Source organism: Serratia sp. JUb9, from assembly GCF_014298095.1.
In the GTDB taxonomy this organism is placed as follows: Bacteria; Pseudomonadota; Gammaproteobacteria; order Enterobacterales; family Enterobacteriaceae; genus Serratia_B; species Serratia_B rhizosphaerae.
On the sequence record NZ_CP060416.1, the window covers coordinates 806,712 to 832,902 of the forward strand.

The 26,191-nt window shown below is 52.7% G+C and carries 25 protein-coding genes and 2 pseudogenes; 19 read left to right on the forward strand and 8 right to left on the reverse strand.

Going from position 1 to position 26,191, the window contains the following annotated elements:
- Positions 1-11 precede the first annotated feature (11 nt).
- The 6 genes from HF675_RS03815 to HF675_RS03840 all read left to right on the forward strand — a co-directional run bounded on the left by HF675_RS03815 (position 12) and on the right by HF675_RS03840 (position 5,225).
- Positions 12-317, forward strand: a complete 306-nt coding sequence (locus tag HF675_RS03815; RefSeq protein ID WP_004958587.1) for a hypothetical protein — start codon at positions 12-14, stop codon at positions 315-317.
- 99 nt (positions 318-416) lie between these two features.
- On the forward strand, positions 417-821 hold the full coding sequence (locus tag HF675_RS03820; protein ID WP_111736451.1) for a TIGR03757 family integrating conjugative element protein: 405 nt from the start codon (positions 417-419) through the stop codon (positions 819-821).
- A 73-nt stretch (positions 822-894) separates the two neighbouring features.
- Positions 895-1,830, forward strand: a complete 936-nt coding sequence (locus tag HF675_RS03825; RefSeq protein WP_370569839.1) for a TIGR03756 family integrating conjugative element protein — start codon at positions 895-897, stop codon at positions 1,828-1,830.
- 10 nt (positions 1,831-1,840) lie between these two features.
- Entirely contained in the window at positions 1,841-3,325 is a 1,485-nt protein-coding gene (locus HF675_RS03830) for an integrating conjugative element protein (protein WP_111738014.1), read from the forward strand.
- A gap of 14 nt (positions 3,326-3,339) precedes the next feature.
- Positions 3,340-3,711, forward strand: a complete 372-nt coding sequence (locus tag HF675_RS03835) for a hypothetical protein (RefSeq protein WP_187044079.1) — start codon at positions 3,340-3,342, stop codon at positions 3,709-3,711.
- Positions 3,708-5,225 (forward strand): conjugal transfer protein TraG N-terminal domain-containing protein, encoded by a 1,518-nt coding sequence (locus tag HF675_RS03840; protein WP_187044080.1) that lies wholly within the window; start codon positions 3,708-3,710, stop codon positions 5,223-5,225. The genes HF675_RS03835 and HF675_RS03840 overlap by 4 nt, the downstream gene beginning before the upstream one ends.
- Here HF675_RS03840 and HF675_RS03845 read toward each other — a convergent pair whose 3' ends face one another.
- On the reverse strand, positions 5,226-5,645 hold the full coding sequence (locus tag HF675_RS03845) for a hypothetical protein (RefSeq protein WP_255427330.1): 420 nt from the start codon (positions 5,643-5,645) through the stop codon (positions 5,226-5,228).
- Positions 5,646-6,009: 364 nt separating this feature from the next.
- A complete protein-coding gene (locus HF675_RS03850) occupies positions 6,010-6,813 on the reverse strand; it encodes a DeoR family transcriptional regulator (RefSeq protein ID WP_187044081.1) in 804 nt (267 codons plus the stop codon).
- A 367-nt stretch (positions 6,814-7,180) separates the two neighbouring features.
- On the opposite strand from HF675_RS03850, the gene HF675_RS03855 reads away from it, so the two are divergent.
- The 7 genes from HF675_RS03855 to HF675_RS03885 all read left to right on the forward strand — a co-directional run bounded on the left by HF675_RS03855 (position 7,181) and on the right by HF675_RS03885 (position 14,996).
- Positions 7,181-8,455, forward strand: coding sequence for a D-tagatose-bisphosphate aldolase, class II, non-catalytic subunit (locus HF675_RS03855; protein ID WP_187044082.1), 1,275 nt, complete (start codon positions 7,181-7,183; stop codon positions 8,453-8,455).
- 22 nt (positions 8,456-8,477) lie between these two features.
- Positions 8,478-9,623, forward strand: a complete 1,146-nt coding sequence (locus HF675_RS03860) for an SIS domain-containing protein (RefSeq protein WP_222618804.1) — start codon at positions 8,478-8,480, stop codon at positions 9,621-9,623.
- A 20-nt stretch (positions 9,624-9,643) separates the two neighbouring features.
- Positions 9,644-10,516, forward strand: coding sequence for a tagatose bisphosphate family class II aldolase (locus HF675_RS03865; protein ID WP_187044083.1), 873 nt, complete (start codon positions 9,644-9,646; stop codon positions 10,514-10,516).
- Positions 10,513-11,493 carry an N-acetylglucosamine kinase gene (locus HF675_RS03870; protein ID WP_095099228.1) on the forward strand — a complete coding sequence of 327 codons (981 nt, stop codon included), beginning with the start codon at positions 10,513-10,515 and terminating at the stop codon, positions 11,491-11,493. Before HF675_RS03865 ends, HF675_RS03870 begins: the two co-directional genes overlap by 4 nt.
- The gene (locus tag HF675_RS03875) at positions 11,483-12,391 is read left to right on the forward strand and encodes a DMT family transporter (RefSeq protein WP_187044084.1); all 909 of its coding nucleotides are present in this window, start codon (positions 11,483-11,485) and stop codon (positions 12,389-12,391) included. The genes HF675_RS03870 and HF675_RS03875 overlap by 11 nt, the downstream gene beginning before the upstream one ends.
- A gap of 180 nt (positions 12,392-12,571) precedes the next feature.
- The gene (locus tag HF675_RS03880) at positions 12,572-13,834 is read left to right on the forward strand and encodes a glycoside hydrolase family 27 protein (RefSeq protein ID WP_187044085.1); all 1,263 of its coding nucleotides are present in this window, start codon (positions 12,572-12,574) and stop codon (positions 13,832-13,834) included.
- Between the two features lie 157 nt (positions 13,835-13,991).
- On the forward strand, positions 13,992-14,996 hold the full coding sequence (locus tag HF675_RS03885; protein ID WP_187044086.1) for an OmpG family monomeric porin: 1,005 nt from the start codon (positions 13,992-13,994) through the stop codon (positions 14,994-14,996).
- Positions 14,997-15,017: 21 nt separating this feature from the next.
- On the opposite strand, the gene HF675_RS03890 is transcribed toward HF675_RS03885, so the two are convergent.
- A complete protein-coding gene (locus HF675_RS03890; RefSeq protein ID WP_187044087.1) occupies positions 15,018-15,338 on the reverse strand; it encodes a hypothetical protein in 321 nt (106 codons plus the stop codon).
- Positions 15,339-15,562: 224 nt separating this feature from the next.
- Between HF675_RS03890 and HF675_RS03895 the strand changes: the two are divergent.
- Positions 15,563-15,826 (forward strand): annotated as a pseudogene (locus tag HF675_RS03895) (IS3 family transposase); the annotation flags it as partial.
- Positions 15,827-15,943: 117 nt separating this feature from the next.
- Here the strand turns inward: HF675_RS03895 and HF675_RS03900 are convergent.
- Positions 15,944-16,900, reverse strand: coding sequence for a hypothetical protein (locus HF675_RS03900; RefSeq protein WP_187044088.1), 957 nt, complete (start codon positions 16,898-16,900; stop codon positions 15,944-15,946).
- Positions 16,901-16,920: 20 nt separating this feature from the next.
- On the reverse strand, positions 16,921-17,049 hold the full coding sequence (locus HF675_RS23755; RefSeq protein ID WP_255427331.1) for a hypothetical protein: 129 nt from the start codon (positions 17,047-17,049) through the stop codon (positions 16,921-16,923).
- A 1,040-nt stretch (positions 17,050-18,089) separates the two neighbouring features.
- Between HF675_RS23755 and HF675_RS03905 the strand changes: the two genes are divergently transcribed.
- Positions 18,090-18,977, forward strand: coding sequence for an integrase domain-containing protein (locus tag HF675_RS03905; protein ID WP_039991738.1), 888 nt, complete (start codon positions 18,090-18,092; stop codon positions 18,975-18,977).
- A gap of 70 nt (positions 18,978-19,047) precedes the next feature.
- Here the strand turns inward: HF675_RS03905 and HF675_RS03910 are convergent, their stop codons facing one another.
- Positions 19,048-19,824 carry a MipA/OmpV family protein gene (locus tag HF675_RS03910; protein ID WP_004958667.1) on the reverse strand — a complete coding sequence of 259 codons (777 nt, stop codon included), beginning with the start codon at positions 19,822-19,824 and terminating at the stop codon, positions 19,048-19,050.
- A 638-nt stretch (positions 19,825-20,462) separates the two neighbouring features.
- On the opposite strand from HF675_RS03910, the gene HF675_RS03915 reads away from it, so the two are divergent.
- Positions 20,463-21,359 carry a VirK/YbjX family protein gene (locus HF675_RS03915; protein ID WP_227745734.1) on the forward strand — a complete coding sequence of 299 codons (897 nt, stop codon included), beginning with the start codon at positions 20,463-20,465 and terminating at the stop codon, positions 21,357-21,359.
- 250 nt (positions 21,360-21,609) lie between these two features.
- Here HF675_RS03915 and HF675_RS03920 read toward each other — a convergent pair whose 3' ends face one another.
- Positions 21,610-22,650 (reverse strand): IS630 family transposase, encoded by a 1,041-nt coding sequence (locus tag HF675_RS03920; protein WP_004966524.1) that lies wholly within the window; start codon positions 22,648-22,650, stop codon positions 21,610-21,612.
- Positions 22,651-22,820: 170 nt separating this feature from the next.
- The gene (locus HF675_RS03925) at positions 22,821-23,336 is read right to left on the reverse strand and encodes a hypothetical protein (RefSeq protein WP_187044089.1); all 516 of its coding nucleotides are present in this window, start codon (positions 23,334-23,336) and stop codon (positions 22,821-22,823) included.
- A gap of 112 nt (positions 23,337-23,448) precedes the next feature.
- Between HF675_RS03925 and HF675_RS03930 the strand changes: the two genes are divergently transcribed.
- The 3 genes and pseudogenes from HF675_RS03930 to HF675_RS03940 all read left to right on the forward strand — a co-directional run bounded on the left by HF675_RS03930 (position 23,449) and on the right by HF675_RS03940 (position 25,933).
- A complete protein-coding gene (locus HF675_RS03930; protein ID WP_071825605.1) occupies positions 23,449-23,781 on the forward strand; it encodes a transposase in 333 nt (110 codons plus the stop codon).
- A gap of 2 nt (positions 23,782-23,783) precedes the next feature.
- Complete coding sequence (locus HF675_RS03935) at positions 23,784-24,620, forward strand: IS3 family transposase (protein ID WP_232251606.1); 837 nt, start codon at positions 23,784-23,786, stop codon at positions 24,618-24,620.
- 81 nt (positions 24,621-24,701) lie between these two features.
- Positions 24,702-25,933, forward strand: a pseudogene (locus HF675_RS03940) (IS3 family transposase).
- The last annotated feature ends 258 nt before the right edge of the window (positions 25,934-26,191 follow it).

Below are 26,191 nucleotides of genomic sequence, written 5' to 3' on the forward strand. Positions count from 1 at the left end.
TGGAGGTTTAAATGATTGTTATTAATGGTTTTAGTGAGTTACTACAAATGAAAGATGGCCTGCCTGATGTTGGTTGGCTTTATGTGTCGCCATCGTTCAGCCTTTCCTCTGAAGAGGATATAGTCAACGGTAGTTATTATATTGCTGAAAACGAAGACGAAGAAATGGATTTTGAAGATAACTACGGCACTTTCCTTGAAGCGCCGATCTTTAAGGCGGTCATTGACAATAAGTTAGAGCACAGCCCTGCCTCTGGGAGTGTAGAACTTCTTGAAGCGGTCCGTTATTACATCGAAAACGATGATTTTCAGGACTGAAAACAAAAAACTTTTGTAATCGAATAAAGACTTCTTTGCTGCCTTTCTGACCATGTCGTAGCACCCTGTGTGGATTCTATCCATGCAGGAGTGCACGCCATGAAAATCAGCACGTTGCTGACGTTGTTCCCTCTGCTGATGCCGGCATCGGTGCTTGCCGGCACGGTACTCTATACCGATTCCCACCACCCTCCGAGCAACATCGATGCCTCGGTATCTGTGATTTATCTTGACGGCCCGGAACAGCTGCAGAAGCAAATGTTCGGCGAGCTGTCGTCAAACCCCGATGAGGCCGAGCGCCAGGCGCAGGCCGTACTGAAATCCCCGCAATGGCAGGCGAACGAGCAGCAGCTGGCCACGGTTTACCGTGCAGTGGTGCACGCCTGGGAGATGGGCGTCAAAAAAGTGCCGGCGGTGGTGTTTGATGACACCGACGTGGTGTACGGCACTGCAGATGTCGCTCAGGCTGTGGCGCTGCGCCAACAGGCACAGGGAGGGCAGTGATATGCAACATCAACTCCCCGATACTTCGCTTCCCGGCCAGTTCCGCCTGAACCTCAAATCCTTGGGTATGGCCATGATGCTGTCTGTGGCCAGCGTGCCGGCAGCAAACGCCGCGCTGAACAGCGCGCAGATTGTTGCCAGTGCCGTGTCGCAGGCCTGTATCAGCTGGCGTGTGTCCGGCATTTGTTATTGGATGTTTTGCGGCTTGCACGGCTGTACGGTGCGGACCTCGGTCAAGGTAACCCACTTTATCCCGGAAGCGGTGGTCTCGACCTACAACAGCCAGGGCGGCAATCCCTGGCGTGAGATGTGGATGGTCAGCCAGGCCTCCGGCGGCCTGGAGAGCAGTATCACCGGCGCGCTGAGCGGCGTATCCGCCGGCGGCGGAAATAACGAGCTGAAAACCCCCGGACAGCGCAAAACCAACCTGCATTTCAAATACGCCGACGCCATTGGCCACCCGGCTACGTCCATCATTGGTGGCAGCATCCCCGGGTATTCCTGTCGCAGTGCCGCCATGCCGTTTGTGCCGTATTTCCTCAGCACGCTCGACAGCCTGGCATGGCGTACCGGCATGCCCGAGTCCCTGTATCCCGAAGCCCTGGTGCCTGGCCAACGCGAGATTGGCAGCCAGGCCGGCGCCAACATGTGGGGAAACGTTTACCCCCGGTCGGGATTTGTGACCCAGGTTGATGATGACAAGGCCGGCGCTGTCGTGGCGCAGCGGGTGGCTGACATCATTACCCGCTCTGGCCAGCCTCACGTCTACCAGCCACTGGTGGGCCAGCGTTCGGAAGGGTACTGGCCGCCGGGCGCCGTTCAGGAAAATACAGGAACCAGCAACCATAAATGGCAGCGCCTGGCGCCGCAGCTTAGCCAGTCCTGCGCCGTGTTCCCGGACGGTGACCATCCGCCGGCAGCGGATGCCAACGCCGCCTTTGCCTTGTGGCAACCCTACAGCTGCTGCCAGCGCCGCGGGCAGCGTTTCCTCTACAGCACGGATTTCTGAGGTCTGAATGATGAATAACACGATGAATAAATGTTCCCGGGGACGGCGCAGCCTGCTGTCCCTGCTGATTGCCGGCAGCCTGGCGCTGGTTGGCACGATGAGTGCGCATGCCGATGACAATGACGACAACGGTACGCTGTTCGGCATCTCACTGCCGCAGGTCAATGACAGCAATATCGGTTACGGGAAGAGCGCCAACGGCGCGGTGTCCGACAAGCTGTTTTATTCCCTGGGCGGCGGTTCGGTGATTTCGCAGCCGGCGACGCGCAGCAACATGCAGCGGCTGGGCATGAACCTGGGCTGGAGCTCGGATTTGATGTGCGGCAACTTCGACCTGAAAACGACGATCGGCAACCAGCTCAACGGCGTTACCGACGGGTTCAAGAACCTGATGGGTGATGTTATCCAGGGTGCCACCGGTGCGGTGGCCAGCCTGCCGGCGATGGCCATCCAGCGCGCGAATCCGGGGCTGTATGAAATGCTGACCAACGGGGTGTTGCAAGGCGGCGTCGCGTTCGACAAGGCGCAGCTCAACTGCCAGAACCTCTCCAAACGCATGATGGACATGGCCGATACCGGCGCCTGGTCGCAGGCCGCCGCAATGGAAGAGGCCAAGAGCCTGGTCAACAGCAGCGGCGGCGATGCCGTCCGCTCGATGAATGCGACGGAGAAGGTGACCGGTCAGTCCGGGCAGACATGGATTGGCGGGCAGAAACGTGGCGGCTCTGGCCAGCCGGCCATCAAGCCGACCCATGACCTGGCGGCTGCCGGCTACAACATGATGAATGCGCTGCCTGTCACCAGTACCTCCGGCGTGTCCGGCAGCAGTTGCACCGGCGGTGCCTGCGCCAAATACGCCAGCAGCGAGGAAGCCGCGGCCGCAGTGGTGAAAGTGCTGGGCGACACGTCATTACGCACCTGTAAGGACGCGTCGCAATGCACCAGTGGCGAAGGCGATGAGCAGCCGGGCAGCACTGTGGCCGGCACCGGGTTTGCCCCGATGCTCGAAGAGGCCACCAAGGCTAATAATGAACAGTTGGCCAAGTTGGTGAACGGCGCCGAAAAGCCAACCACCGCGAACCTGGCCAAACTGAAAACCGGCAGCCTGGCGGTGACGGCCGGTGTGGTGCGCGCGCTGCAGCGCGACCCGGATAATGCGGCCCTGGTCGGGCGTCTCGCCAGCGAGCTGGCGATGGCCGATACCATCGAGACGGCCTTCCTGATGCGCCGCATGATCACCACCGGCATGTCCGAACCGAATGCGGCCGCACAGAAGGTGGCCATGCAGGAAGGCGACCGCCGCATTGAAGCGCTCGATCGCGAAATCACGGCGCTGAAAAACGAGATGGAGATGAAACGTGAAATCTCCCGCAATGCGGTGCTGACCATTATCGATCGCGAGAACAACCGCGCCGAAACCAACCCGCAGCGTCAGTCTGCAGACAGCCCGGATACCAAGTTTAATCAGCTGGCCGTGCCGGAAACAGACCAGTGAGTGTGGAGACATCTATGACGAAATCAGAGAACAAAGACCTGCGGCCCCGTCGGGGCGGCAGGTTTGGCCGGGGAGTCAAACGTTTCCTGCAGCTGCTTGCCATGCTTGTGGTCGCGATGGTCATGGCGCTGGGGCTCGCACACTGGGGCGTTAACCATCCCGGTGAAACCGCAGCGCTGCGTAGCTGGGTGCATAGCACCCGTTACGGCTGGCTGTTCTGGCGTCTGGCGCTTTATGCTGCGCTTGCCTGGGCATTCTGGAAAATCTGGCATGCATCCGGGGTTAAACCGGAACATCGTCAGCCCCTCAAGCGTATGGTCATCGCGTGCGCGCTGTTTGCCCTGGCGTGTGAATACTCCATCTTTGGCGGAGGGCTGACGCTATGATGACCAACAGTTATCTGGAGTATTTCCTGACGCTGCTCGGCTGGATCGTGAACAACGGCCTGTGGGAGCTGCTGGTCAGTACGGGGTTATTCGTGCTGCCGCTGCTGTTCAAGGTTGTCGGCATCTGGTTGAAGGTCCGGGAAGAGGGGGAAGATGAAGGCAACAAGGGGATGCTGTCCCTGCCGCGCATCGAGAACCTGCTCTATGGTGCATTTTTCGTGATGCTTGCCTGCTGTCTGCCGCTGATGAATGTCAGCCTGGACACCATCAAGTATGACAGCAGCCGGGCGAGCACCTGCGGCACCTGGACACCGAAGAAACCGGATGAGACGGGGTATGCGAATATCATGTCGAGCATGAACGGTCAGACGGCGAAGGTGCCGGTGTGGTGGCTGGTCGTGCATAAATTGTCGAAGGGGTTCACCGCGGTGGCTGTAGCTAACATTCCGTGTCGGCCGGATCTGCGACAAGTCCGTTTTGAGGTTCAGCACAGCCGGGTCAACAACCCGGCGCTGGCGAAGGAGCTGCAGGACTTCACCAATGACTGCTATGCGCTGGCATTGTACACCTGGCAGAACCGTGACCAGGGGCAGACGACGGACAAGGCGACGCTGCGTGATATCGAGTGGCTGGGGGCGAAAACCTTCCTGAACGGCGGGTACTACAACAACCTGCAGTCGAAAACGCCGCGCGCCAGCTTCCCATGGAATGAATCACGGGACAGTGGCCGGGCTAACACTGGGCGAGGTGGTTACCCGACCTGCAGCGAGTGGTGGTCGGCGGCTGACACCGGCCTGGAAGCCCGGGTGGTGAAGCAGGTTGATCCGGGCGTGATGCTGCGGATGTCTGCAGCGCTTAAAATGATGGGACAGGCAGACGCGGACTACAAAGAAGCCGTGGTACGTCGTCTGGTTAGTCCGGATAACCTGACAGTCTCTCAGGGAGGACGGGCCTATGCCGGCTATGGCGGCAACGCTGACTTCACCATGGGCAACTCGGTTAACCGTGTTGCATCAACCGGTGGAACCGCGCTGGGAAGCCTGGCGGCATTCCCTGCCTTTGATGCCATGCGGCAGGCCCTGCCGATGGTGCAAGCCGTCCTGCTGATGGCGGTGTATATCATGGTACCGCTTATTCTGGCCTTTGCGGCCTACGAGTATAAAACGGTGATCACAATGACGTTCGTGGTATTTGCTCTCAATTTCCTGACGTTCTGGTGGGAACTGGCGCGCTGGCTGGACAGTTGGTTGTTGGAAGCTCTTTACGGTTCGGATATGCACAGCCGATGGAACGTGGCCGGTTTTCAGAACAGCTCTGATGACCTGATCATGAATCTAGTAATGGGAGCAATGTTTATTGTGCTACCAGCTGTATGGCTTGCAGCATTTTCATGGGCAGGTGTACGAATTGGTGAACTTTCCCGCATGGTGACTGATGGAACATCTAAGTCTCAACAAACGGGTGGGATTGTTGGTGACACAGCTGTTTCAAAAATTGCTTCAGGAGGTAAATAGTCAAGAGCCAGTTGAGCCATCCGAACCGTTAGAACCATTAGAGTCATAATTATATTTATGGCTCTTTTCTTCCCAATTAGTAACTTTGACATTTACAGTCGGTTTGAGCAATTCCATCATGGAAGGAATGAGTAGAAATGCCCAAACAAACAAAATAATAACGGCTATCAGTAATACACCAACTAAGCAGCTAATGACAGATAGGGTGACTAAACAAGTCATAGGTACATGGCACAGCCAAGCTGGCAGTCCGTACTTGCGAGCTTTATACACACATAATGTATCCCATCTCGAAATCGTGGTTTTAAGACGCTTCCATATGTGCGCCGCCCAAATTCCGTGTTGGTAGGCTAGTAGGTTTCTGATTTTCATCATAAAAATCTCTAACGTGTCTTTGGGTTTCTTGAATACTTTAGCCAAAATAACAATCAATTGCTATTTACTTAGACTACTGAAAAGATAGCTCGGATTTTGAACTCAATGATCGCCGCTGGGTTAACTCGTTACACCTGTATGGTATTTATTCATCATCAGCCTGGCCAAAGAAGTTGTCCAGGTGTGCGGTGCCCAGATTATTGACCAGGATGTCGGTCATCGGCACACGCTCGATAGCCTTTTTGCCATTCAATTCGATTTTCATCTCTGTTTCTCCAGCGTCGGTACCGGGGCAATCTGCCTGACCAACCAGCCAGGCAGTGTGAACCTCACTATGCGCGTTGCTGTTCGGCAACCCGAGCTTCTGCCGTCTGGGCCAAGCGTTCTGGTTTGGCCCGCCCGCTGCCGGTTAGTCGTGTTCAACCAGCAACAGTTCCACGCCCAGGGCCTCCAGCCCTGTGCGCATCTCGTCGGGGATGGCGGTGTCGGTGATCAGTACGTCGATACGCGCGGTATCGATAATACGATGCAGCCCGACGCGATTGAACTTGCTGGAATCGGCTACCGCGATGATGCGTTTGGACACCTCGCACATCCGACGATTGAGGCGCGCTTCATTCTCTTGATGGGTGGTAACGCCCTGACTCAGGCTGAGGCCGTCAACCCCCAGAAAAAGCATGTCGAAATGGTAATTGTCCAGTGACAGTTCGGCCTGTGAACCATAGAACGACTGGGAGCTGCGGCGCAGATGCCCACCGGTGACCAGCAGTTCGACCTCCGTGGCATCCAGCAGCGCATTGGCGACGTTCATACCGTTGGTCATGACGATAATTTCTTTTTTGTCACGTAACTGCTGTGCAATTTCGTAGGTAGTGGTACCGGAATCAAGAATGATGCTGCTACCGGTAACCACCATTTCAGCGGCCTTGCGGGCAATGCGCTGCTTTACCGCCAGGTGTTCGGTTTGCTTGGCCTCAATGCTGCGTTCGCTGGCCATCACCGGCGGTTCGCAAATCAGCGCACCACCGTAGGCCCGGGTGGCAATCCCCCGCTTTTCCAGAAACGCCAGATCGCCACGGATGGTGACGGTTGACACGTTAAACTGCGCCGCCAGCTCGCTCACCTGCACCGCTCCCTGCTGTTTCAGCAAGGAAATTATTTTTTCCCGTCGCTCACTGGTACCACGAACGCTTTTTTTATCACTCATGCTCATCGTCTGAAATGACCCATTACACCGTCAGGGTGGTTGAAGATAAATCACTGGGTAAAAACGGCCGTCGCGCAATGCTATGCCAACCGTACGGCCCCCCTTCCCTTACGAACCCTACCATATTCGCCGCCGAACGACGATGTTGCTCAATGCTTTTTCTTTGTTTTCTTTTCCTTTCAGGGTGATAACCGGCATAAATATTTCGCTTTCTTTTTATTGGCGTCTCATCAAAAACAAAACCGCGATCACAATACTTACACTTTCTTTTCGGTGCGACATTAATCGTGTTGATCTTTCCCTTCGTTTTTATTAACGTCGATTTTAGTTTGCTAAATGCCAAAAAGAAATAAAACGAAAGAAATGAGGATATATGACACGTTTAACTGAGCTGATTGCAAGGCATAAACAAGGCGAACATATCGGGATTACCTCGGTCTGTTCCGCCCACCCCTGGGTGCTGGAGGCAGCAATGCTGCATGCACGCCAGCAGCAGACGCCGTTGCTGATTGAAGCCACCTCGAATCAGGTTGATCAGCATGGCGGCTACACCGGCATGACACCGCAGATGTTTCAACAGCAGTTACGATCGCTGGCGGAAAAACTGGATCTCGATCCGGCCCAACTGGTGCTGGGTGGCGATCATCTTGGCCCCAACCGCTGGCAACATCTGCCAGCCAGTCAGGCGATGGCGCAGGCGGCGGTGCTGGTTGAGCACTACGTTGCCGCCGGCTTTCAGAAAATTCACCTCGATTGCAGCATGTCCTGCGCCGACGATCCGCAGCCGCTCAGCGATCGGACGGTTGCCGAGCGCGCGGCACAGCTGGCTTACGTTTGCGAACAAACCAGCCTGAAGCTGTTTGGCAAAAGCGAGGTGGTATATGTGATCGGCACCGAAGTTCCGGTGCCCGGCGGTGCGCAAGAGGCCTTGGATACGCTCGCCGTCACCCAGGTTGCCGCGGTGGAGCATACGCTGGCGGCACACCGGCAAGCCTTTGCACGCCAAGGGCTGGCGGATATCTGGCCACGGGTTATCGGGTTGGTGGTGCAACCGGGCGTCGAGTTTTCGCACCATGGCGTGGTGGATTTCCAACCCGAACCAGCGGCGGCGCTGAGCCGCTACGTCGCTGAGCAACCTCACCTGGTATTTGAAGCCCACTCCACCGATTACCAGTTGCCGCAGGCCTACCGCAGTCTGGTACAGGGGCACTTCGCCATCCTCAAGGTCGGCCCGGCGCTGACCTTCGCGCTGCGCGAAGCCTTGTACGCGTTGGAGAACATGGAACGCGAACTGCTACCGGCGGCGCAATGCAGCGATCTGCGCGCCCAGCTTGAGCGGGTGATGTGCCAGCGGCCGGACGCCTGGGAAAAATATTATCACGGCAACGAATGGCAACGGTATTTCGCGCGGCATTTCAGCTATTCGGATCGTCTGCGTTACTACTGGCCCGATAGCACGGTACAAGCGGCGGTTGCACGCCTGCTGGACAACCTTGCTCACCAGCCCTTGCCGCTGCCGCTGCTGAGCCAATACCTGCCGGTGCAGTATCACCGCGTGCGCGCCGGACAACTGCCGGGCGATGCCCGCAGTCTGGCGCTGGATTGCATTACCGATGTTCTGCGCGCCTACGCCGCAGCCTGCCAGTGAGATGGCTATTCAGGAGAAATATATGTATCGACAACCCACCGCTGCCTGCTGGACCGAGCGGGAAATTCGTCAGCAACCCGAGGTGTGGCTGGCCACCGTCGACGCCATCGATCGGCAACGCCAGGCGCTGGAGAGCTTTCTGGCTCCATTGCTGGCGCGCCCCGGCCTGCGGGTGATACTGACCGGCGCGGGATCGTCCGCATTTATCGGCGATACGCTGGCGCCGATGCTGGCTCGCACCCTCAACGCGCCGGTGCAGTCGGTCTCTACTACCGACATTGTCAGCGATCCGGCCGGTTTTTTGCCCGCCGATAGGCCGCTGCTGCTGGTGTCGTTTGCCCGTTCGGGAGCCAGCCCCGAGAGCCTGGCTGCGGTGGCGCTGGCCAATCAGCACAACGCCGACAGCCACCACCTGCTGATCACCTGCAACGCCGAAGGCGATTTATACCGCCGTCATCATGACCAGCCACGGGTATTGGCGTTAGCACTGCCTGCCAATACCTGCGATCGCGGCTTCGCCATGACCAGCAGCATGAGCAGCATGATTCTGGCCTGCCTGTGTGCCTTTAACGTTGCTGGCATCGACCAGGTCGCAGTACAGGCGCTGGCGCAAAGCGTGGCCGCCTTGCTGGAAGCAACGCGTGATGTGACGCGATCGCCGTTACAGACCGCCGATGCGCAACGGGTTATCTGGTTGGGCAGCGGTGCACTGCGCGGCATCGCCCACGAAAGCGCGTTGAAACTGCTGGAACTGACCGCCGGGCAGACGGCGGCGTTCTATGAGTCACCGCTGGGCTTCCGCCATGGCCCCAAGTCCCTGATTAATCGGCAAACGCAGGTTATCGTCCTGATGTCCAACGACCCTTACACCCGCCGTTATGACGAAGACCTGCTCAATGAGCTGCGTAACGACGGCGTGGCCTGTCGGATTGTGGCTCTGGCCGGCAGGCCGTCGGCGGAGATCGAACGGGGTGAGCATATCTACCTGCCCAACGCGCAAGGCTTCAACGATGGCCAACTGGCATTGGGGTTGCTGGTATTCGCCCAGCTTTATGCCTTGGCGCAATCGGTGCATTTCGGCATGACGCCGGACAACCCTTCACCGGAAGGGCGAGTCAACCGGGTGGTACAAGGGGTCACTATCTACCCTTGGCACGCGCAACCATAGCCTCAGGAGTGAATAACACCATGGCGATTATCTCAACCAAATACTTATTGGCACAGGCGCGTAAACAGGGCTGGGCGGTCCCGGCGTTCAACATTCACAACGCAGAAACCATTCAGGCGGTACTGGAAGCCTGCCGGGAACGGCAATCGCCGGCGATCCTGGCCGGGACGCCGGGCACCTTCCGCCATATCGGCTGTCAGGAAATGCTGGCGCTGGCCGCAACCTACGCAACCCGTTATCAACTGCCGGTGATTTTGCACCTCGATCATCATGAGACCTTTGAGGATATCGCTGGCAAGGTCGACGTCGGGGTGAGAAGCGCCATGATTGACGGCAGCCATCTCCCTTTTGAACAAAATATCCAACTCGCCGCTCGGGTAGTGGCATATTGCCACCAGCGGGACTGCAGCGTGGAAGCGGAGCTCGGACGGCTGGGCGGGATCGAAGACGATCAGGACGTTGACGAAGCGCAGGCATTTTTGACCGATCCGGCGCAGGCGCTCAGTTTTGTCGAGCGCACCGGCATCGACAGTCTGGCGGTGGCGATCGGTACCGCGCACGGCATGTATGCCCAGCGGCCGAACATCGACTTGGCCCGGTTGCAGGAGATCGGCGCACGGGTGGCGATCCCGCTGGTGCTGCACGGCGGCAGTGGCGTGCCGGACAACGACGTCAAGCAGGCGATTGGTCTGGGCATTGCCAAGGTCAACGTCGGCACCGAATTGAAAATTGCCTTCGCCGACGCGGTGAAACGCTACTTTGCGGCGCACCCCGATGCCAGCGATCCCCGTTACTACATGCGTGAAGGGATGGATGCCATGAAACGCGTTATCCATGAAAAAATCACCCTGTGCGGTGCTGAGGGGCGACTGAATGCGGGAGGTGAACGGTGATTTACCTGGGAGTTGATGGTGGCGGCACCAAAACCGCCTTCGTGTTGATCAATGACGCCGGCGATGTGCTGGCCCGCCATGAAGCGGCAACCAGCTACTACCTGAGCGTCGGCATGGATGCCGCGCGCAGCGTGGTGCTCAACGGCATTGGCGAAATCTGTCATCGTGCGGGCATCACCCCCGCCGATATCAGCTTTACCTTTCTTGGCCTGCCGGCCTACGGCGAAGTGTCGGCCGACGTGGAGCGGCTGGATGCGATAGCGCAGTCGCTGCTGAACCGCGAACGCTATCGCTGCGATAACGACATGATCTGCGGCTGGGCCGCCAGCCTGGGCTGTCGCGACGGCATCAACGTGGTGTCCGGCACCGGCTCAATCGCCTATGGCGAATACCAGGGGCGTAGCGCGCGCTGCGGCGGCTGGGGCGAGCTGTTCAGCGACGAAGGCAGCGCCTACTGGATCGGCTGTCAGGCGTTGAACCTGTTTTCGCGCATGGCCGACGGACGATTGCAGAAAGATCTGTTCTACGATCTGATGCGCGAAAAATACCCCTGCCGCAACGATCTGGACATCTGCGATCTGGTGTTCAACCAGTGGAAAGGCGACCGCGGCAAGATTGCCTCGCTGGCGCCGATCGCCTGTGAGGCGGCGGTCGCCGGCGACAAGCAAAGCCGCGCCATATTCTTTCTGGCGGCCAAAGAGCTGGCACTGATGGTGGATACGCTGCGTGAAACCCTGCGTTGGCACGCCGATGAAAGCGTACGCGTGTCCTATTCCGGTGGCGTATTCAAATGCGGCGACGTGATTCTGGAGGCCTTTGCCTATGAACTCGCTAAATTGAACGGCAATTATCATATCTGTCTGCCTGAATATCACCCCACACTCGGCGCGGCGATCTATGCCGCGAAACTAAACGGTACGCCGCTCTCTGGGCAGGCGTTGGGCAAACTGTCACTCGGTGAATACAATGGTCAATAACACATCCTGGATCGTTTATACCTTTCTGGTGGTCATTACCTGGGGAGTCTGGGGGGCGTTCAGCGCCTGGCCAACCACCCACTATGGCTATCCCGACCAGTGGATCTACATCATCTGGTCATTAACCATGCTAATTCCCTGCTATTTCGCGCTACGCGGTCAGCGCTTCGATACCTCCGGCACCGCGATTCTGTATGGCTGTCTGATCGGCTTTACCGGTGCCGGCGGGCAACTGCTGCTGTTCAAAACATTGGCGATGGGCGCCCCCGCCTATCTGGTATTCCCAATCATTTCCATCTCTCCTGCCATCACGGTGCTGATGTCGCTGGCGCTGCTGAAGGAACGGGTAAACCGGTTGGGCGGCCTGGGGGTACTGCTGGCGCTGTTGTCGATCGTCATGTTCAGTATCAGCCGCGGTGACGGCGATCGCGACGGCGGCCTGCTGTGGCTGTTGTATTCGGTGGTGATTTGCGCCGCATGGGGGGTACAGGCGTTCTTTATGAAACGCGCCTCCAACCTGGGCGTTGCCGACAGTTCGCTGTTTGGTTATATGACGCTGACCGGGATCCTGCTGGCGCCGGTTGCCTGGCTGATGCTGGCGGACAAGGGCGCCAGTTATCCGTTGATGGCCACGCTGGCTACCGCGTGCATTCAGGTATTGAACGCCGTTGGCGCACTTTGCCTGGTCATGGCGCTGTCGCGCGGTAAGGCCACCATCATCGCCCCCTGCACCAATGCGCTGGCGCCGGTATTGACCGCGGTGATTTCCCTGATCATTTACCAGTCTATGCCGAGCAGTTGGGCAATCGCCGGTATTGTGCTGGCGATTTCAGGCTCGACGATGATGGTCTATTCCGAAGAAAAGCAAAATGCCGCCAAGCTGAGCACTGCCCTATAACACACCTGGCATGATTAATACCGATCGCGCCATTATTACCACAGCCAGTTATTTTATTAATGCAGCAAGCGTAAGTTCAGACGTCATTTTTAGATAAAAGGTATTTTCAGGATAAACATCGATTCCCTGTGCTGGCGCAGCGAACCGCTACGCCCGTTATCTTACCGGAGCCTTTAATTAATGAAACGCTTACTTCCCGTCCTCTGTTCCATATTACTCAGCGGCGCCGTGCATGCCGCAACTGCAGAGCCCACCAGCGCCGAGGATGCCGCCGAACGGGTAACCACGCTGGCGCAAACGCCGCCGATGGGTTGGTCAAGCTGGAACTATTATGGCGACAGAATCAATGAAAAAATTATTATAGACACCATCGATAAAATGGTTGCCAGTGGTTTGCGCGACGCCGGTTATATTTATGTCAATATTGATGACGGCTGGCAAAAATATAAAGGCTCGCGCGCCGACCATCCATTAACCTATGACGAAAAAAAGTTTCCACGTGGTATTAAATACCTCGCCGACTACGCTCACCAAAAGGGCATGAAACTGGGCATTTACAGCGGGCCGGGGAATTCCACCTGCGCAGGCTACGTCGGTTCCGAAGGGCATGAAAAGCAGGATGCCGCCATGTTCGCCTCATGGGGGGTCGACCATTTGAAATACGACTCCTGCTGCAGTCACCAACAGGCGAGTCAGGCGGTGCTAAAAACGGTGTTTGGCGATATGTCCAAGGCGCTGCAGGCTACCGGCCGGCCGATTGTCTATCATGCCTGCCACTGCGGCTGGCAGAACATTTGGCAATGGGGTAACAGCGTTGGCGCAAACCAGTGGCGCATCGGTCAAGACATCAGCGACGACTTCAATTATCCGGGCAACCGCGAAGGTTACTACTTTGACGTGCTGGATATGATCGACCGTGGCGTTGGCCTGGAAGCCTACAGCGGCAAAGGGCATTGGAACGACTACGACATGCTGGTCATCGGGCTGCATGGCCATTCAAAAGAGCTGGTCGGCACCGGCGCGTCAGACACCGAATACCGCACCCACTTCAGCATGTGGGCGATCCTCAGTTCACCGCTACTGATTGGCGCCAGCCTCGACGATCTGAACGCCGCGGATATGGTTACCTTGAAAAACAAGGAAATCATTGCGCTGAATCAGGATCCACTGGGGTTGCAAGCCAAACGTTATGTCAATAACGGCGATCAGCAGATCTTTGCCAAACCACTCGCCGACGGCTCCTGGGCGGTAGCGTTGCTCAACCGTTCGGGACAGACCGCCACCATGACCCTCAATCTCCACCAGGATTTGGATCTGCCCTGGAAAAAAACGCTGGTGCGCGATCTGTGGGCACACCGCGATGTGGCAACCGTGACCGACAGTTACAGCAGCGAAGTGCAATCGCACGAGGCCAAAATGCTGGTTATCCGCAGCGGCTGGTAAACCGCGCACATCGTGGGCCCCAACTGCGGGTCCACGATGTGGTGTGTGGCCACGCCAAACGTCGCTTGCTGCGGCTCGATAGACACAGCCCAGGCGCACGTACGCTGCTGCCTGCAACCTCGACAATAATAAACCGCCTCGCTAGCTGACGAGAATAATGATGAACCAGATAAAGGTCCTCGCCTCGAGCCTGCTCGTATGGGCCGGCACCACCTGCGCCCAGCAGGCTGACGCTGAACACGCCGACAGCAAACATGACCAGCCGCCGCTGCTTGCCGCCCCGGCAACGTCGTCAGTCGCAGAAAAAACCTGGCATATAACCACCGGCCTGTTGATTGAAACGGAAAACGTCGAAGGCCAATCGGATAATAAAGGATTTTGGGAGCCCACCCTGTACCTTGAGGCGGCGCGCGGCAACTGGAGTATCTATGGTTCTTTTTATCAAGAGAATCATAATGGCGCACACTATTACGGTACTCAGGGACGTAGCGACTGGTTTAATCAGTACGAGATCAATTTACGCTATCTGATCGTCAGCCATGCCGTCTACGACCTTGGTCTGATGGCCGGCGTACGTCATTATCGGTGGCAATATAAACAGCAAGACGGCATAACCCGCTACCAGACGCAGCGCTATACCGTGCAACCCGACTGGGAAATCCGGCTTGGCGACCAGACCCACTTTAGCGGCTGGCTGGCGCTGTATCAATATATCAATCATATAAGGCAGAACGCGCTGACCGACAAGGAACTGGAAGGCGAAACCGGGTTTGGCTACCAGGTCAACGACCTGCTCAGCTTCAAACTCAATTATTATATCGATCGCGGCTGGAATAGCGGCAGCGATCGGCTAGCGGAATTCTCTCAGCAGGAGCTGCGCCTGTATGTTCCGTTGACGCTATCGCTGTGGCACACGCCACTGACCGTGACCCCTTATCTGCGGCACTCGCTGGACACCGATTACTATAACGTTGAACTACAGCGCAACGACGGTGAAACCGACACCCGCATCGGCCTGTCGCTGGAACTGACGTTGCCGCAGGGCATTGCGCTGAGCCTGGAGTATGCCTATGAACTGCAGCGTCATCACGGCACCGCTGACGATGCGGGCAGCAACGGCAAATATCACTATACCGGTGTGGGTCTTTCCTACGCATTTTAACCCGGTTGGCCAGTTGACGGGTTAGCTAATCCACGGCCATAGTGACAGCGCCCACAGGTTGATGCGTAACTGGCTGTGCAACAGCATCACCAGCAGTATCAGCGCTGTGCATGCCATCTGTGCGATCACCGCCTTGTGCAGCTGGTCAGCGTTTTCCGCCCAACCATTCTGCCCTAGCAGCAGCTGCGCCAATGCAGTGGTGGCAGGATCGCGCCAACGCTTTTCCGCCAGCGAATCAATCATGAAAATCGCCACGCTAAGCACAAACCACAGCTGGAACGCCCGGTGCCAGTCTTGCAGCCAGAACAGCGCGACAGCGTGGTATCGGCCAGCCGTTCGCACAACGCTGAGATCAGCATAGAAGCGCCAATCAGCTTGATATGTGGGGTGACGGTGCGGCAAAGTTCGGGAGAGATATACCGCACGGTGATATCGACACCCCTAATACAGGGTATCAGGCGGTATCCATACCACCATGCCCGGCTTTGACCCTGACCCAAAATCCTGCTCCATTCAGAAACAGAATTCCGGCATGATAATGACTCCCCTGAACGGAGGTGGTGCCGATGAAAAAGTCACGATTCACCGAAGAGCAGATAGTCTTTGCCCTGAAGCAGGCTGAGCTGGGTACGTCCGTGCCGGATGTCTGCCGCAAGCTGGGTATCTCCGATGCCACGTTTTATACCTGGCGTAAGAAATACGGCGGAATTTCCCCTTCTGAACTCAAACACATGCGGCAACTGGAAGAGGAAAATCTGCGGCTGAAGAGGTTGGTTGCCGATCTGAGCCTCGACAAGGCGATGCTGCAGGACGTGCTGGCAAAAAAGAGCTGACTTAAACGCTAGCTGGATGCACTTAATAGGTATCATGGTTCTGAATTTGCAGGGAAAATTCTGGACAGATGGGTGTACTTACACTGCCCCAGCATGAAGTTATTCAGGTGTTGATTATTGTACCTCTCTAGATTTTTTAGATGGGCAGTTTTTCATGGTTAAATGTAGTCCCTCAAGTCTTATTGATGGTTTGTCTTCCTTGTCTTTGATAAGGTAATATATGTCTCCAACATTTGTTCCCACATTTAATTTCGCTAATTTATCATCTAATGTTACGTTATTTATATATTCTACTGGGATTTTATTTGTGAGCTCTTTATTGGCTAGGAAGCATTTCTCACCTAACTTTAAGTCAATGGACTTTGCAATTGTGTTTCCTATATTACTCGAAAACGGGAATGAGAACATAAAGAACGCTTCAGCCGATAATAGGAATACTATGATTACCGTTGTTACTTTTGCCTTTTTATTGTCTGTTGATAACCCGGGGTGTTTAAGAAGGAAAAAAACAATGGAGAATATTAAGCTCAACACTCCATCGTTTATTTCACTGTATATGCTTTTTATGAATGACGACAAGAAAATAATAGATATAAGCGCTAGTATAACCTCCATGGTTAATGTCATTATTTGAATTGCTGATGGTTTGATAATACTTATTGGATTTTTGTTTAATAGTACGGATAGAACTAAGTGTATTAAAGGTGGGTAGAGTAGTGTAAGAATAAGTGCGTGATGTTCTTTTGACAGAATGTGAATAAATGGCCATAAAGATATAATTAGGTTGTACGCGAGTAATGTTTTTAGTTTGTTGTTTTTTACTATGGTGAATCTAGAGTGAAAAACTAAGGTTTTGTAATTGTTCTTTGAGTTTACATGACTGAGTATAACTATGAGTGAAGGGAATAATGCGATTGAGAGTATTGCCGCTGCACTTAAAGCACCAAATGAAATGATAAAGCTTGATCCAACTAAATCTGTGTATTTTATGTTGTTCTCTTTCGCAAATGAAAACAACATCCATGAGCCGTAAATTGCCGCGAGAAATGTAACGATTTGCATTACCTTCATGGTTGCATCTAGAATCTCAGCTATCTTTTTACGTTTTCTTTCTTCTTTTTTTCTTTTGTTCCTATTTCTTGCAGTTCCTGAATGGTCTTTTCTAATTCTGTTAATTTAAGATTTAAGGTTTTTTTATCGATTTGTTCTAAGTCAGACATTATCACTCCGATTAATAGTGCGCTTTTGATATTAACAAAGTATCTACAGTCACGATAATCATACACTGGCATAAATAAGTAGGGAAAGCTTAGCGGTAAATATAATTGACTATGGTCGGGAGGATCGCTTACCTTATCCGTGTTGTATCGTCGTCCTCGGACGACCATCCAATGTCTCAGCACTCTGTGAGAGACGCCTTCGGGTGAGTGCCATCCAATGTTTCATGTGACCTGTGAGAAACGCCTTCGGGTGGTCACAATATCCTCGTAGCCTGGAAGAGGATGCCCATGTGGCGGTACCTCCGTTTACCCTTTGAGAACGGAGATCACGACTGTGATGAAGGTTCATTAACGACTCAACCGTGCCAGCCCTGGTACGGTTCCTTTTACCAATAACGTATGTATTACGTCTTTCAGCGATAAAGCTCGCCACGGCGAGGTTTTACGCTTCAACGTTTTGATTCTTTTATCTTTTACGACGTGTTGCTGACGATGCGACTTTTGAACGCACGTATAAGGCCATTTGGTACATTTGGCCGCTTACGTGAGTCTCATTAGGATCAGAGGAGCGCGCGTCACTTGTGAAGTGGCGAAGACACTACCAAGTGACGCGCGTAGCGCATAACGTCTCAACCCACGTACGACGTGGCTTTCAACGTTTTATTACTATCTGACCAATACGTAGTCCGTGTCAGTACGGTTTTAAACACTCATTCACTTCAACGTAATTACAACGGAAAACACCGTTTTGAACGTTTCACTATCTAAAAGGAGGAAATCGACTCGGTATCGATGGCGACACTACGAACAGTAGTGTGTGGAGGCAGACTGACTAACGTCAGGCCGGCGAAAGCCGCGAACAGGTCAGAGACCTGGGGAGCCTTGAAATAACTCAACATTTCGCCGCCCCGATGCACAGATGCCAGTCGAGACGCAGGAAGCGCAAAAGTAACCGTGTCGTCGGGGTTGAAATTATCGGGATACAGATCCGTCTGCTTTGTGGAAAGCAGAGGGGTGTGTATCCCGTGGGAGGAACCGTTATGTCAAAACTCAGCAAGCAGCTGGTTACACTCGCCCGCCAAGGGCGGGGTAGTTTTAAAACTGTTGCAGACCGTTCGAGAATAGCAGAGCGTTTTTCTGAACGTCTTGCGAAATTGAATATCCAAATCCGTGATGTAAAACACGTTAAGACGTCTCATATCGAAAAGTATATTGGTAGTCGTATGGCTGAGGATATATCAAAGCGTACACTCCAAAATGAAATGGCAGCTGTCCGTTCGATTATGTCAGTTGCAGGACGGAATAAACTCGCTGATCCTTCGCATGATAAATTGAGTAACCAGGCATTAGGCATCTCAGGGGCAAGCCGCGACGGAACTAAAACACCACTTCCGGATGATAAGTTGGCTGCAATTGTTAGCTATGCTTTTAAAAAAGATGAGGGTGTAGCAATTGGCGTACAATTGTCTCGTTACCTGGGTTTGAGAACAGAAGAAACAGTCCAGTCCGCCAAATCACTAAAAACCTGGAAGCAAGCCATCTTGAATGGCAACGATAGGGTTAAGGTGATTTTCGGGACAAAAGGGGGACGCGCTAGGGAAACAACAGTGTTTAATCGTGAGAAGATTTTGGCTATTTTGGATAAAGCGATAAAACATTGTGGTGAGAATAGAGGGAAACTGATTGATAAGCCGTCTCTGCATACGGCGATAGAACGATACAGAAATATCGTGCGTGACGCAGGAATGACTGGAAAAGATGCCCCCCACAGCTTGCGATATGCTTATGCAAGGGATGCTGTAACACATCATATCAAAAATGGCATGAGCAGAGATGAAGCAAATGCATTGGTCTCGATGGATTTAGGGCATGGAGACGGACGAGGACGTTATATTAAACAAGTGTATTTTAAAAACGATATTGATTGAGTAGTGAAAAAAGTCGCAGCTCTCACGGGGCTGCGACGTTACAAAAAGTTACGTAAATACTTTTATCATATTAGAAAGAATAAAATGCACCTATTGTGAAAGTGAAATAATCATCCTTCTGCACGATGGGGCTGTGCCTCACATGGTTAGCCAGTGTAGTATAGTGTAGAGCCGCGTAACCAGACCAGTTTTCATTAAATAAGTGTTGCCAGTTAATACTATAATCGACACTGTATAAGCCCCCTGTAGAGTTAAAACTCTTGAACTCTGAATTTCGGCTTTGCTTCTCATTAACACCAAACCAGGTGTTATTATAACGAGCGTCGCCATAATGCATGACGCCACTGGCTGTTAGCGTGTTGCTGTCATCATTAAATAAAACAGCATTAACACCTATGTTGTAATTAACTCCTTGGCTTTCAGTCAGGGGGGCGATAATGGTTCCTTCAACGCCAATCCAGGGAGTCATCCACCAACCGAGAGTTGTTGTTGAGTTTAATGCTGTGTTTATTTTCCCCATTCCTTTTAGGTGGTCGGAGCCAGACTGTAACCACGAATCACCATCAGTTGTTCGACCCCATGTATACCCCAATGCCTGCCCCAAGTATAAACCATTATCAAAGGAATGAGTAATCCCAATACCTTTTTCTGAGCTCACGAACCAGCTCCCGTTGGTCCATTCAAAATAAGGTGCGTTTGTCACGTCATATTTATCGGCTCCAATATACGTAGGTGCATACTGTGTTCCTATTCCAACGGTTATCTCATGTTTATTTTTGACAGATGATGCATAAGTTACAAATGGCAAAAACAATATCACCGATAGTGTCCTTTTTATCCCCTTCATACGAGCTCCTAGAGTGAATTATGCTTGTTAACAACTCCGGAAGTATCGCCACAAATAATAAAGAAATCGACAAGGGTTTATCAATGTTTAATCAATGTGAGTCTGTGAAACATGTCTTAATCATTGAAGGCGATCCGGACCCGGTGAATGATAGTGGATCAACCGGATAACTTGTCTCCAATGAGTGTGCCTTCATAACAAAATCCATCGACCACGCCCGATTCGGGGCACCCAGCTTCAGAGTTTTAGGAGGGTGCTAACCTGAAAATGTTCGGCCGGGGTTGGCCTGGTGAGTGCTTTCCAGCGATTGGTCTGTAGGATGCAGATCGTAATCTGTCACTGTTACCTTAATTATTTCAGATGTTTAATCATGTTTTTCATTCATTGATCAATTTATTATCTGGTGTCTTTTGTTGGCTGAATATTGATGTTGTATTGACCAGTTATTGATTATTTCACGCTAGTGTGCCCTGTAATCATAAAATACGATTTCACCTCATTGATTCTGCACGAACACCTGAATTTATTTTTTGCAGTATTGATGAAGTAGAAGGCGCTAGCTTCGGAATATCATAATGTCTCACATTTCAAACAATCGTACAGCAGTTTCACTTCCTGAATCACCGCTTGGACTTTACATGGCCTTATCTATCGGTAATCTGCAGCCGCACCGGTTCTGGAACTCTCCTCACTTTCGATTTAAATTTTTTTCTCGTTCTCTGCTTATGCCGGTGAAAACTTATCAGTTACTGAGTCTTCTTACGAGTCATCCGCTTTATTATGAGCTTTTGCAAAATCAGCCCCGGTTACCCTGTCGGATCCACCGCCCGTATGTAAGCGCAGCCTTATCCAGTGGAGAAAGGATGCAAGCCATCCTTTACCATTACAGCATGCTGACCTCTTTCCTGGATGTTGAAGCGTTCAAGAGCCATCTGTCGCTCGACGGACTCTGCTTGTGTCAGTTTATGGGGAAAGATGATCAACTATTTATCCTTCAGTTTGTTTCGACATGTAGGCTGGATCGAGAAGGGGAAGCCAGCATCATTCTGAGAGACGGTTCCGGACAAATGCTGGCGGAAATCACGTTTGTGCTTTGCTTACGCGATAACAAAAGGTCTGTAATTATAGGTGGGTTACAGGGGCCTAATAATGACAACGCTCAAGAACTTGTCCAGCAGGCAACAAAAAATCTGTATGGTTTGTTCCCAAAGAGGCTTGTTCTGGAGTCTCTAATTCAGGTTGCCAGTCTGCTCAGCGTGGATAAAATTTTCGCAGTATCCAATAAACTTCATGTATACCAGGCTGTCAGGTATAAAAACAGGGGTAAACATTTGCATGCTGATTATGACTCCTTCTGGGAAATGTCTGGCGGAAATATAGACAGCCATGGTTATTATTCGATACCTATTAATATCATCAGGAAAAGGTTAGGCGATGTGCCGAGTAAAAAACGTGCTGTATATCGGCGGCGTTATGAACTTACCGATGCCATTAGTGAGCAGACACGTCAAGCACTTACCCGAAAGTGTTCTTGATGCACCATGATACATACCGAATAGCTGTTTTTTTATCGCTGGCAGGGATTCCCAGTCAGATTGACTGAGTTGCTGGCTGCTAAGCGTTTACAGATCTGGTGATGAAATCCATCTTGAGTCCGTAGATGGGGGGATGTTTCTGGTTCTGCCAGCAGTGTGCCTTGAGGAATGATAGTAGAGGTGGGGTTCTTAGATCAACTTATTGATGATGAATCAGGAAAAACACCTAAGGCATCCTAAATAGCTGCGCCTAATACCGCTCCACTTTTGCCAGGCCATGTTTTCCTCCGGGGAATGGGCTGGCGGTTTCCATAAAATGCCGTACCTTTTTCAGCAGTTGCCACATTGAACGGCATTGATGGTTGCGCGTTATCGTGTTGTGCAACGCCTGCCATAACCGCTCAACGTGATTCACCCACGGCGAGTAAACCGGCTGATAAATCACCCTGAACTTCGGGTTCTCCTTCAGCCAGCGCTGGGTTTCCCGGCTTTTGTGGATAATGTAGTTGTCCACGATCAGCGTGATGGTTTTCGCCCGCCGGTACGTCGCTTTAAGCCGCTTCAGCAGGCTGATGAACAGCGCCGAACTTTTGCTGTTGCCGCCCACGTAGCTGACTTTGCCCGTGCCGCAGTGCAGTGCTCCGGCCAGATAGTATTTTTCGTTCTGTCCCGGCGTCACCACGCGTTTTTGCTGCCCGCGTAGCTGCCAGTCCGCACCGATTTTGGGATTAAGATGGATATCCACCTCATCTTCATAAAATACCGGATGCTCTGCGCTGCATTCGTCCAGTGCTTTGTGGATTGCCGCCATCTTTTCATCCTTATGCGGGTCACGGATACGCAGAGTTGGCGCGGCCCTGCGCCATACCATCCCGGCCGATGGCAGCCAGCGGCGAAGGGTCCCGGCATGTAACTGACATCCGGTTATCTCATTGATTTTTATTGCCAGCAATTCGGTACTCCAGCGTGAACGCTGATAGCCAAAATCACCGGGAGTGTGTTTTATCAACTCACGTAATAACGTGCAGATATGCTCAAAAGGCCAGCGACGGGAACGCCCTGCGGGGAGTGATTTGAGGCCTTCAACACCTGACTGCGTGAACCAGTTAATCCAGCGTCCGACGGAGGAACGGGCACAGCAGAGCGTTCTGGCAACGTCGATGACGCGGTCACCCCGATGTAGCATCAGCATGGCAGTCAGCCTGCGGGCATAATTTTTATCGTGCGTTTTATGGATTGCTTTCTGCATCAGGCGTCGTTCGTCACGGGGAATAGGTGCTATGATCGGCATCGCTCAGTCCGGTTAGTGATTTGGGATATTCAGCGATTGATCAGATCGCACAATCCGGACTGAGTTCCCTCAAAGTGATCTACTATTCCGCGCAGCTATTTAGAATTCCTAAGGATAGTGGTCCATATCTTCAAGAGTATGCTGATTGCTCTGAAGGAAAATATAGTGTTTCAGATTATTGGCTCATGGCTTTCATTTGGTATAGGTTTAAACTCGGAGGCATTCCCAACATGACCATGCAAGACATGTTTATGAAGTAATGCCTGCTGTGTGAGAGTTAGGCAATCCCAACGCAACAGTTCAATACCTACGCTACTATAGGTCGCGCCCTTACGATTGAGTGCAAAGTTTTCGGCAACACTGGTGAGATGCACCTCTGAAAGGTATTTAACGCGCTCTTCAAACTCGGTGTAGTCCCATGGTGCACCATCCATGCGTTCCTTAATGTAGGCAGTCAGGCTTCTCTGAATCTTCCGGTGATGTTCCCGCACTATGGTGTGCCCCTTGTAAATACCATCTTCAATGTGACCCAGTACCCCCATCGAGACAAATCCTGAAAACAGGGTGAATTGCTTCAGCGAACTCTTATATGCGTGAGTCAATATCCCTCGCACCTCCCTCGCTGTACTTGGCTTTGAGGCCGCAAATTGCATAATCTCAAAGACATGATTCAAGGCTAAAGGCATGTGACTTCCTTATTGAATTGGTTTGAATATGGGAAGTTAGCTTCTCGTAAAAGTACGTCAGTTAAGCGCATTGTAATGGTCTAATCATTCCGGACACGTTGTTAGAGATATAATGAGCAACGCTAACGAGGTGAGAATGCGAAAAAAATCATTTACTCATGAGTTCAAACAAGAGTGCGTCAATCTGGTTCTTCAGCATAAGTACCCGGTGACTCAGGCTGCTGAAACAATGAATATTGGCCTTTCAACATTACAACGCTGGCTACGGCAGTATCGCGGAGAGATCCGCGGGAACACACCGATAGCCAGTGCTATAACACCGGAACAACGGCGAATACAAGAACTTGAAAAGCAGGTACGGCAGTTGCAGAGCGACAATGACCTGTTAAAAAAAGCTTCGGCCTTCTTCGCCATGGAAATGAACAACGACAAAAAGTCGCGGTAAAATTGAAGAAGGCCGGTGCAAATATCCAACAAGTATGCCGCTGCTTGTCGCTCACGCGCAGCGTGTTTTATGCCCGTAGTCGTCGGCCAATGCTCAAGCCCGATGTTCTGATGTTGTACGCGGCGGCTAAGCATGTTCACGCTGAAATGGATGCCACATATGGCAGCCGGCGTATGTGCATCGAGTTACGAGAACAAGGTTTTAACGTGGGCAGATACCGCGTTCGGCAGATAATGAAAACCTTATTACTGGTAGCTAAACGCCCCGGGCGCCATCGCTATCCACGCGGTGGAAAACCTGTTGTCGTTGCCGCTAATCTGTTGAATAGACAGTTTAATCCAGAGATATTGAATACCTGGTGGTCAGGTGATATTACCTATCTGCGTACCGCTCAGGGTTGGTTATATCTGGCTATCGTCATGGACTTATGTTCAAGAAAAATAGTGAGTTGGGCCTTCTCAGACAAACCGGACAGCGACTTGACCGTCCGGGCCTTAAGGTTGGCAGTAAATAAACGACGACCAACAGGGTCTGTGGTGTTCCATAGCGATCAAGGGGCGCAATATACCAGTACTCAGTTCCAGTCCTGCCAGCAAGAACTTGATGTGACGGGCAGTATGAGCCGCAAGGGCAACTGTCTGGATAATGCCGTTACGGAGAGGTTTTTCCGCAGCCTGAAAGCAGAGAGAGTTAACTACCGTCGCTATGAAATCCGAAGTCAGGGTATTGCAGACGTTATCGATTATATCGACAGTTTTTATAATCTGAAGCGTCGGCATTACCGGCTGGGAAATATATCGCCGAATGAATATGAACGCCGATTACAACAATGTGCCTAAATCCGTGTCCGGTTTTAGTTGACCATTACATAGATAACCAGACACTTCGCCTCTCTTAAAATAAGAGGTAGTCTTAGAACTATGTTTAATACCAGTCAGAATAATAAGAGGGTTGAAGTGTTATCAGGACCTGAGCGGCGTCGGCGTCGTACTCCGCAGGAAAAAATTGCCATTATTCAGCAGACTATGGAGCCCGGTATGACCGTGTCTCATGTCGCTCGCCTGCATGGCATCAATGCCAATCAGATCTTCAAATAGCGAAAACAGTATGAAGAAGGCTCTCTGACCGCTGTGGCCTCAGGCGAAGAGGTCGTACCCGTATCTGAACTTGCTGCTGCCAATAAGCAAATCCGCGAACTTCAGCGTCTTCTGGGTAAAAAGACGATGGAAGCAGAAATACTTAAAGAGGCCGTGGAGTTCGGCCGGGCAAAAAAATGGATTGCGCATGCGCCCTTGTTGCCCGGGGACGACGACTAACCGACGTCTGCCGGAGTATTGGCGTGTCGCGTGCGCAACTGAGCCTCAGGGTTCACCGGCCATCTGACTGGCAGGATCGCAGACGGCAATCCCATTTTGACGATACCGCCGTGTTATCCCGAATAAGCACGGCGCTGGCTGAGTTGCCGACGTATGGTTATCGCCGTGTGTGGGCGCTGCTGCGACGGGAGTCAGAGCGGAATGGTCTGCCAGTGGTTAACGCAAAACGGGTGTATCGCATTATGCGCACCCACCACCTGCTTCTTGAGCGTAAACCTGCTGACCATCTCCGAAAGCGGGCCCATAAAGGGCGGGTGGCAGTGGCTGAGAGCAACCGGCGCTGGTGCTCAGATGGTTTTGAGTTCCGCTGTGACAATGGCGAAAAGCTGCGGGTGACCTTCGCCCAGGACTGCTGCGACAGGGAGATCATTAACTGGGCAGCAAGCACCGGAGGCTATGACAAAGAAACGGTGCAGGATGTGATGTTGGGTGCGGTGGAAAAACGCTTCGGAAAGCAGCTACCCACAGAGTTGCTGGAATGGCTGACGGATAACGGTTCCGCGTACAGGGCGCATGAAACGCGGGCCTTCGCCCGGATGTTGGGACTGGAGCCGTGCACAACAGCAGTCCGTAGCCCGGAAAGCAACGGGATAGCGGAAAGCTTCGTGAAAACGATAAAGCGGGACTATATCAGCATCATGCCAAAACCGGACGGCCAGGCAGCAGTGATGAATCTGGCGGTGGCGTTTAGTCATTACAACGAATATCACCCGCACAGTGCGCTGGGGTATCGCTCACCACGAGAATATATACGCAGGAAGTTATCGCAACCGTAAGAGAGAAAAAGTGTCTGGATATATAGGGTCAAATCCAACCAGTCAGAATAATAAGAGGGTTGAAGTGTTATCAGGACCTGAGCAAACCCTTCCCCTGGACTGCCCCTACGTCCTACATGGGGCGCTTACCCCGGAAGAGCATGAAACTGAGTTCGATTTGGACAAATTTACAACCTGGCGTAACCAGATTTTTATGCCAACAATTGAGTAGCTCCACGATCGTCTCGCAGAAGAATCAGGGGAAAGCTCCAGTCTTAA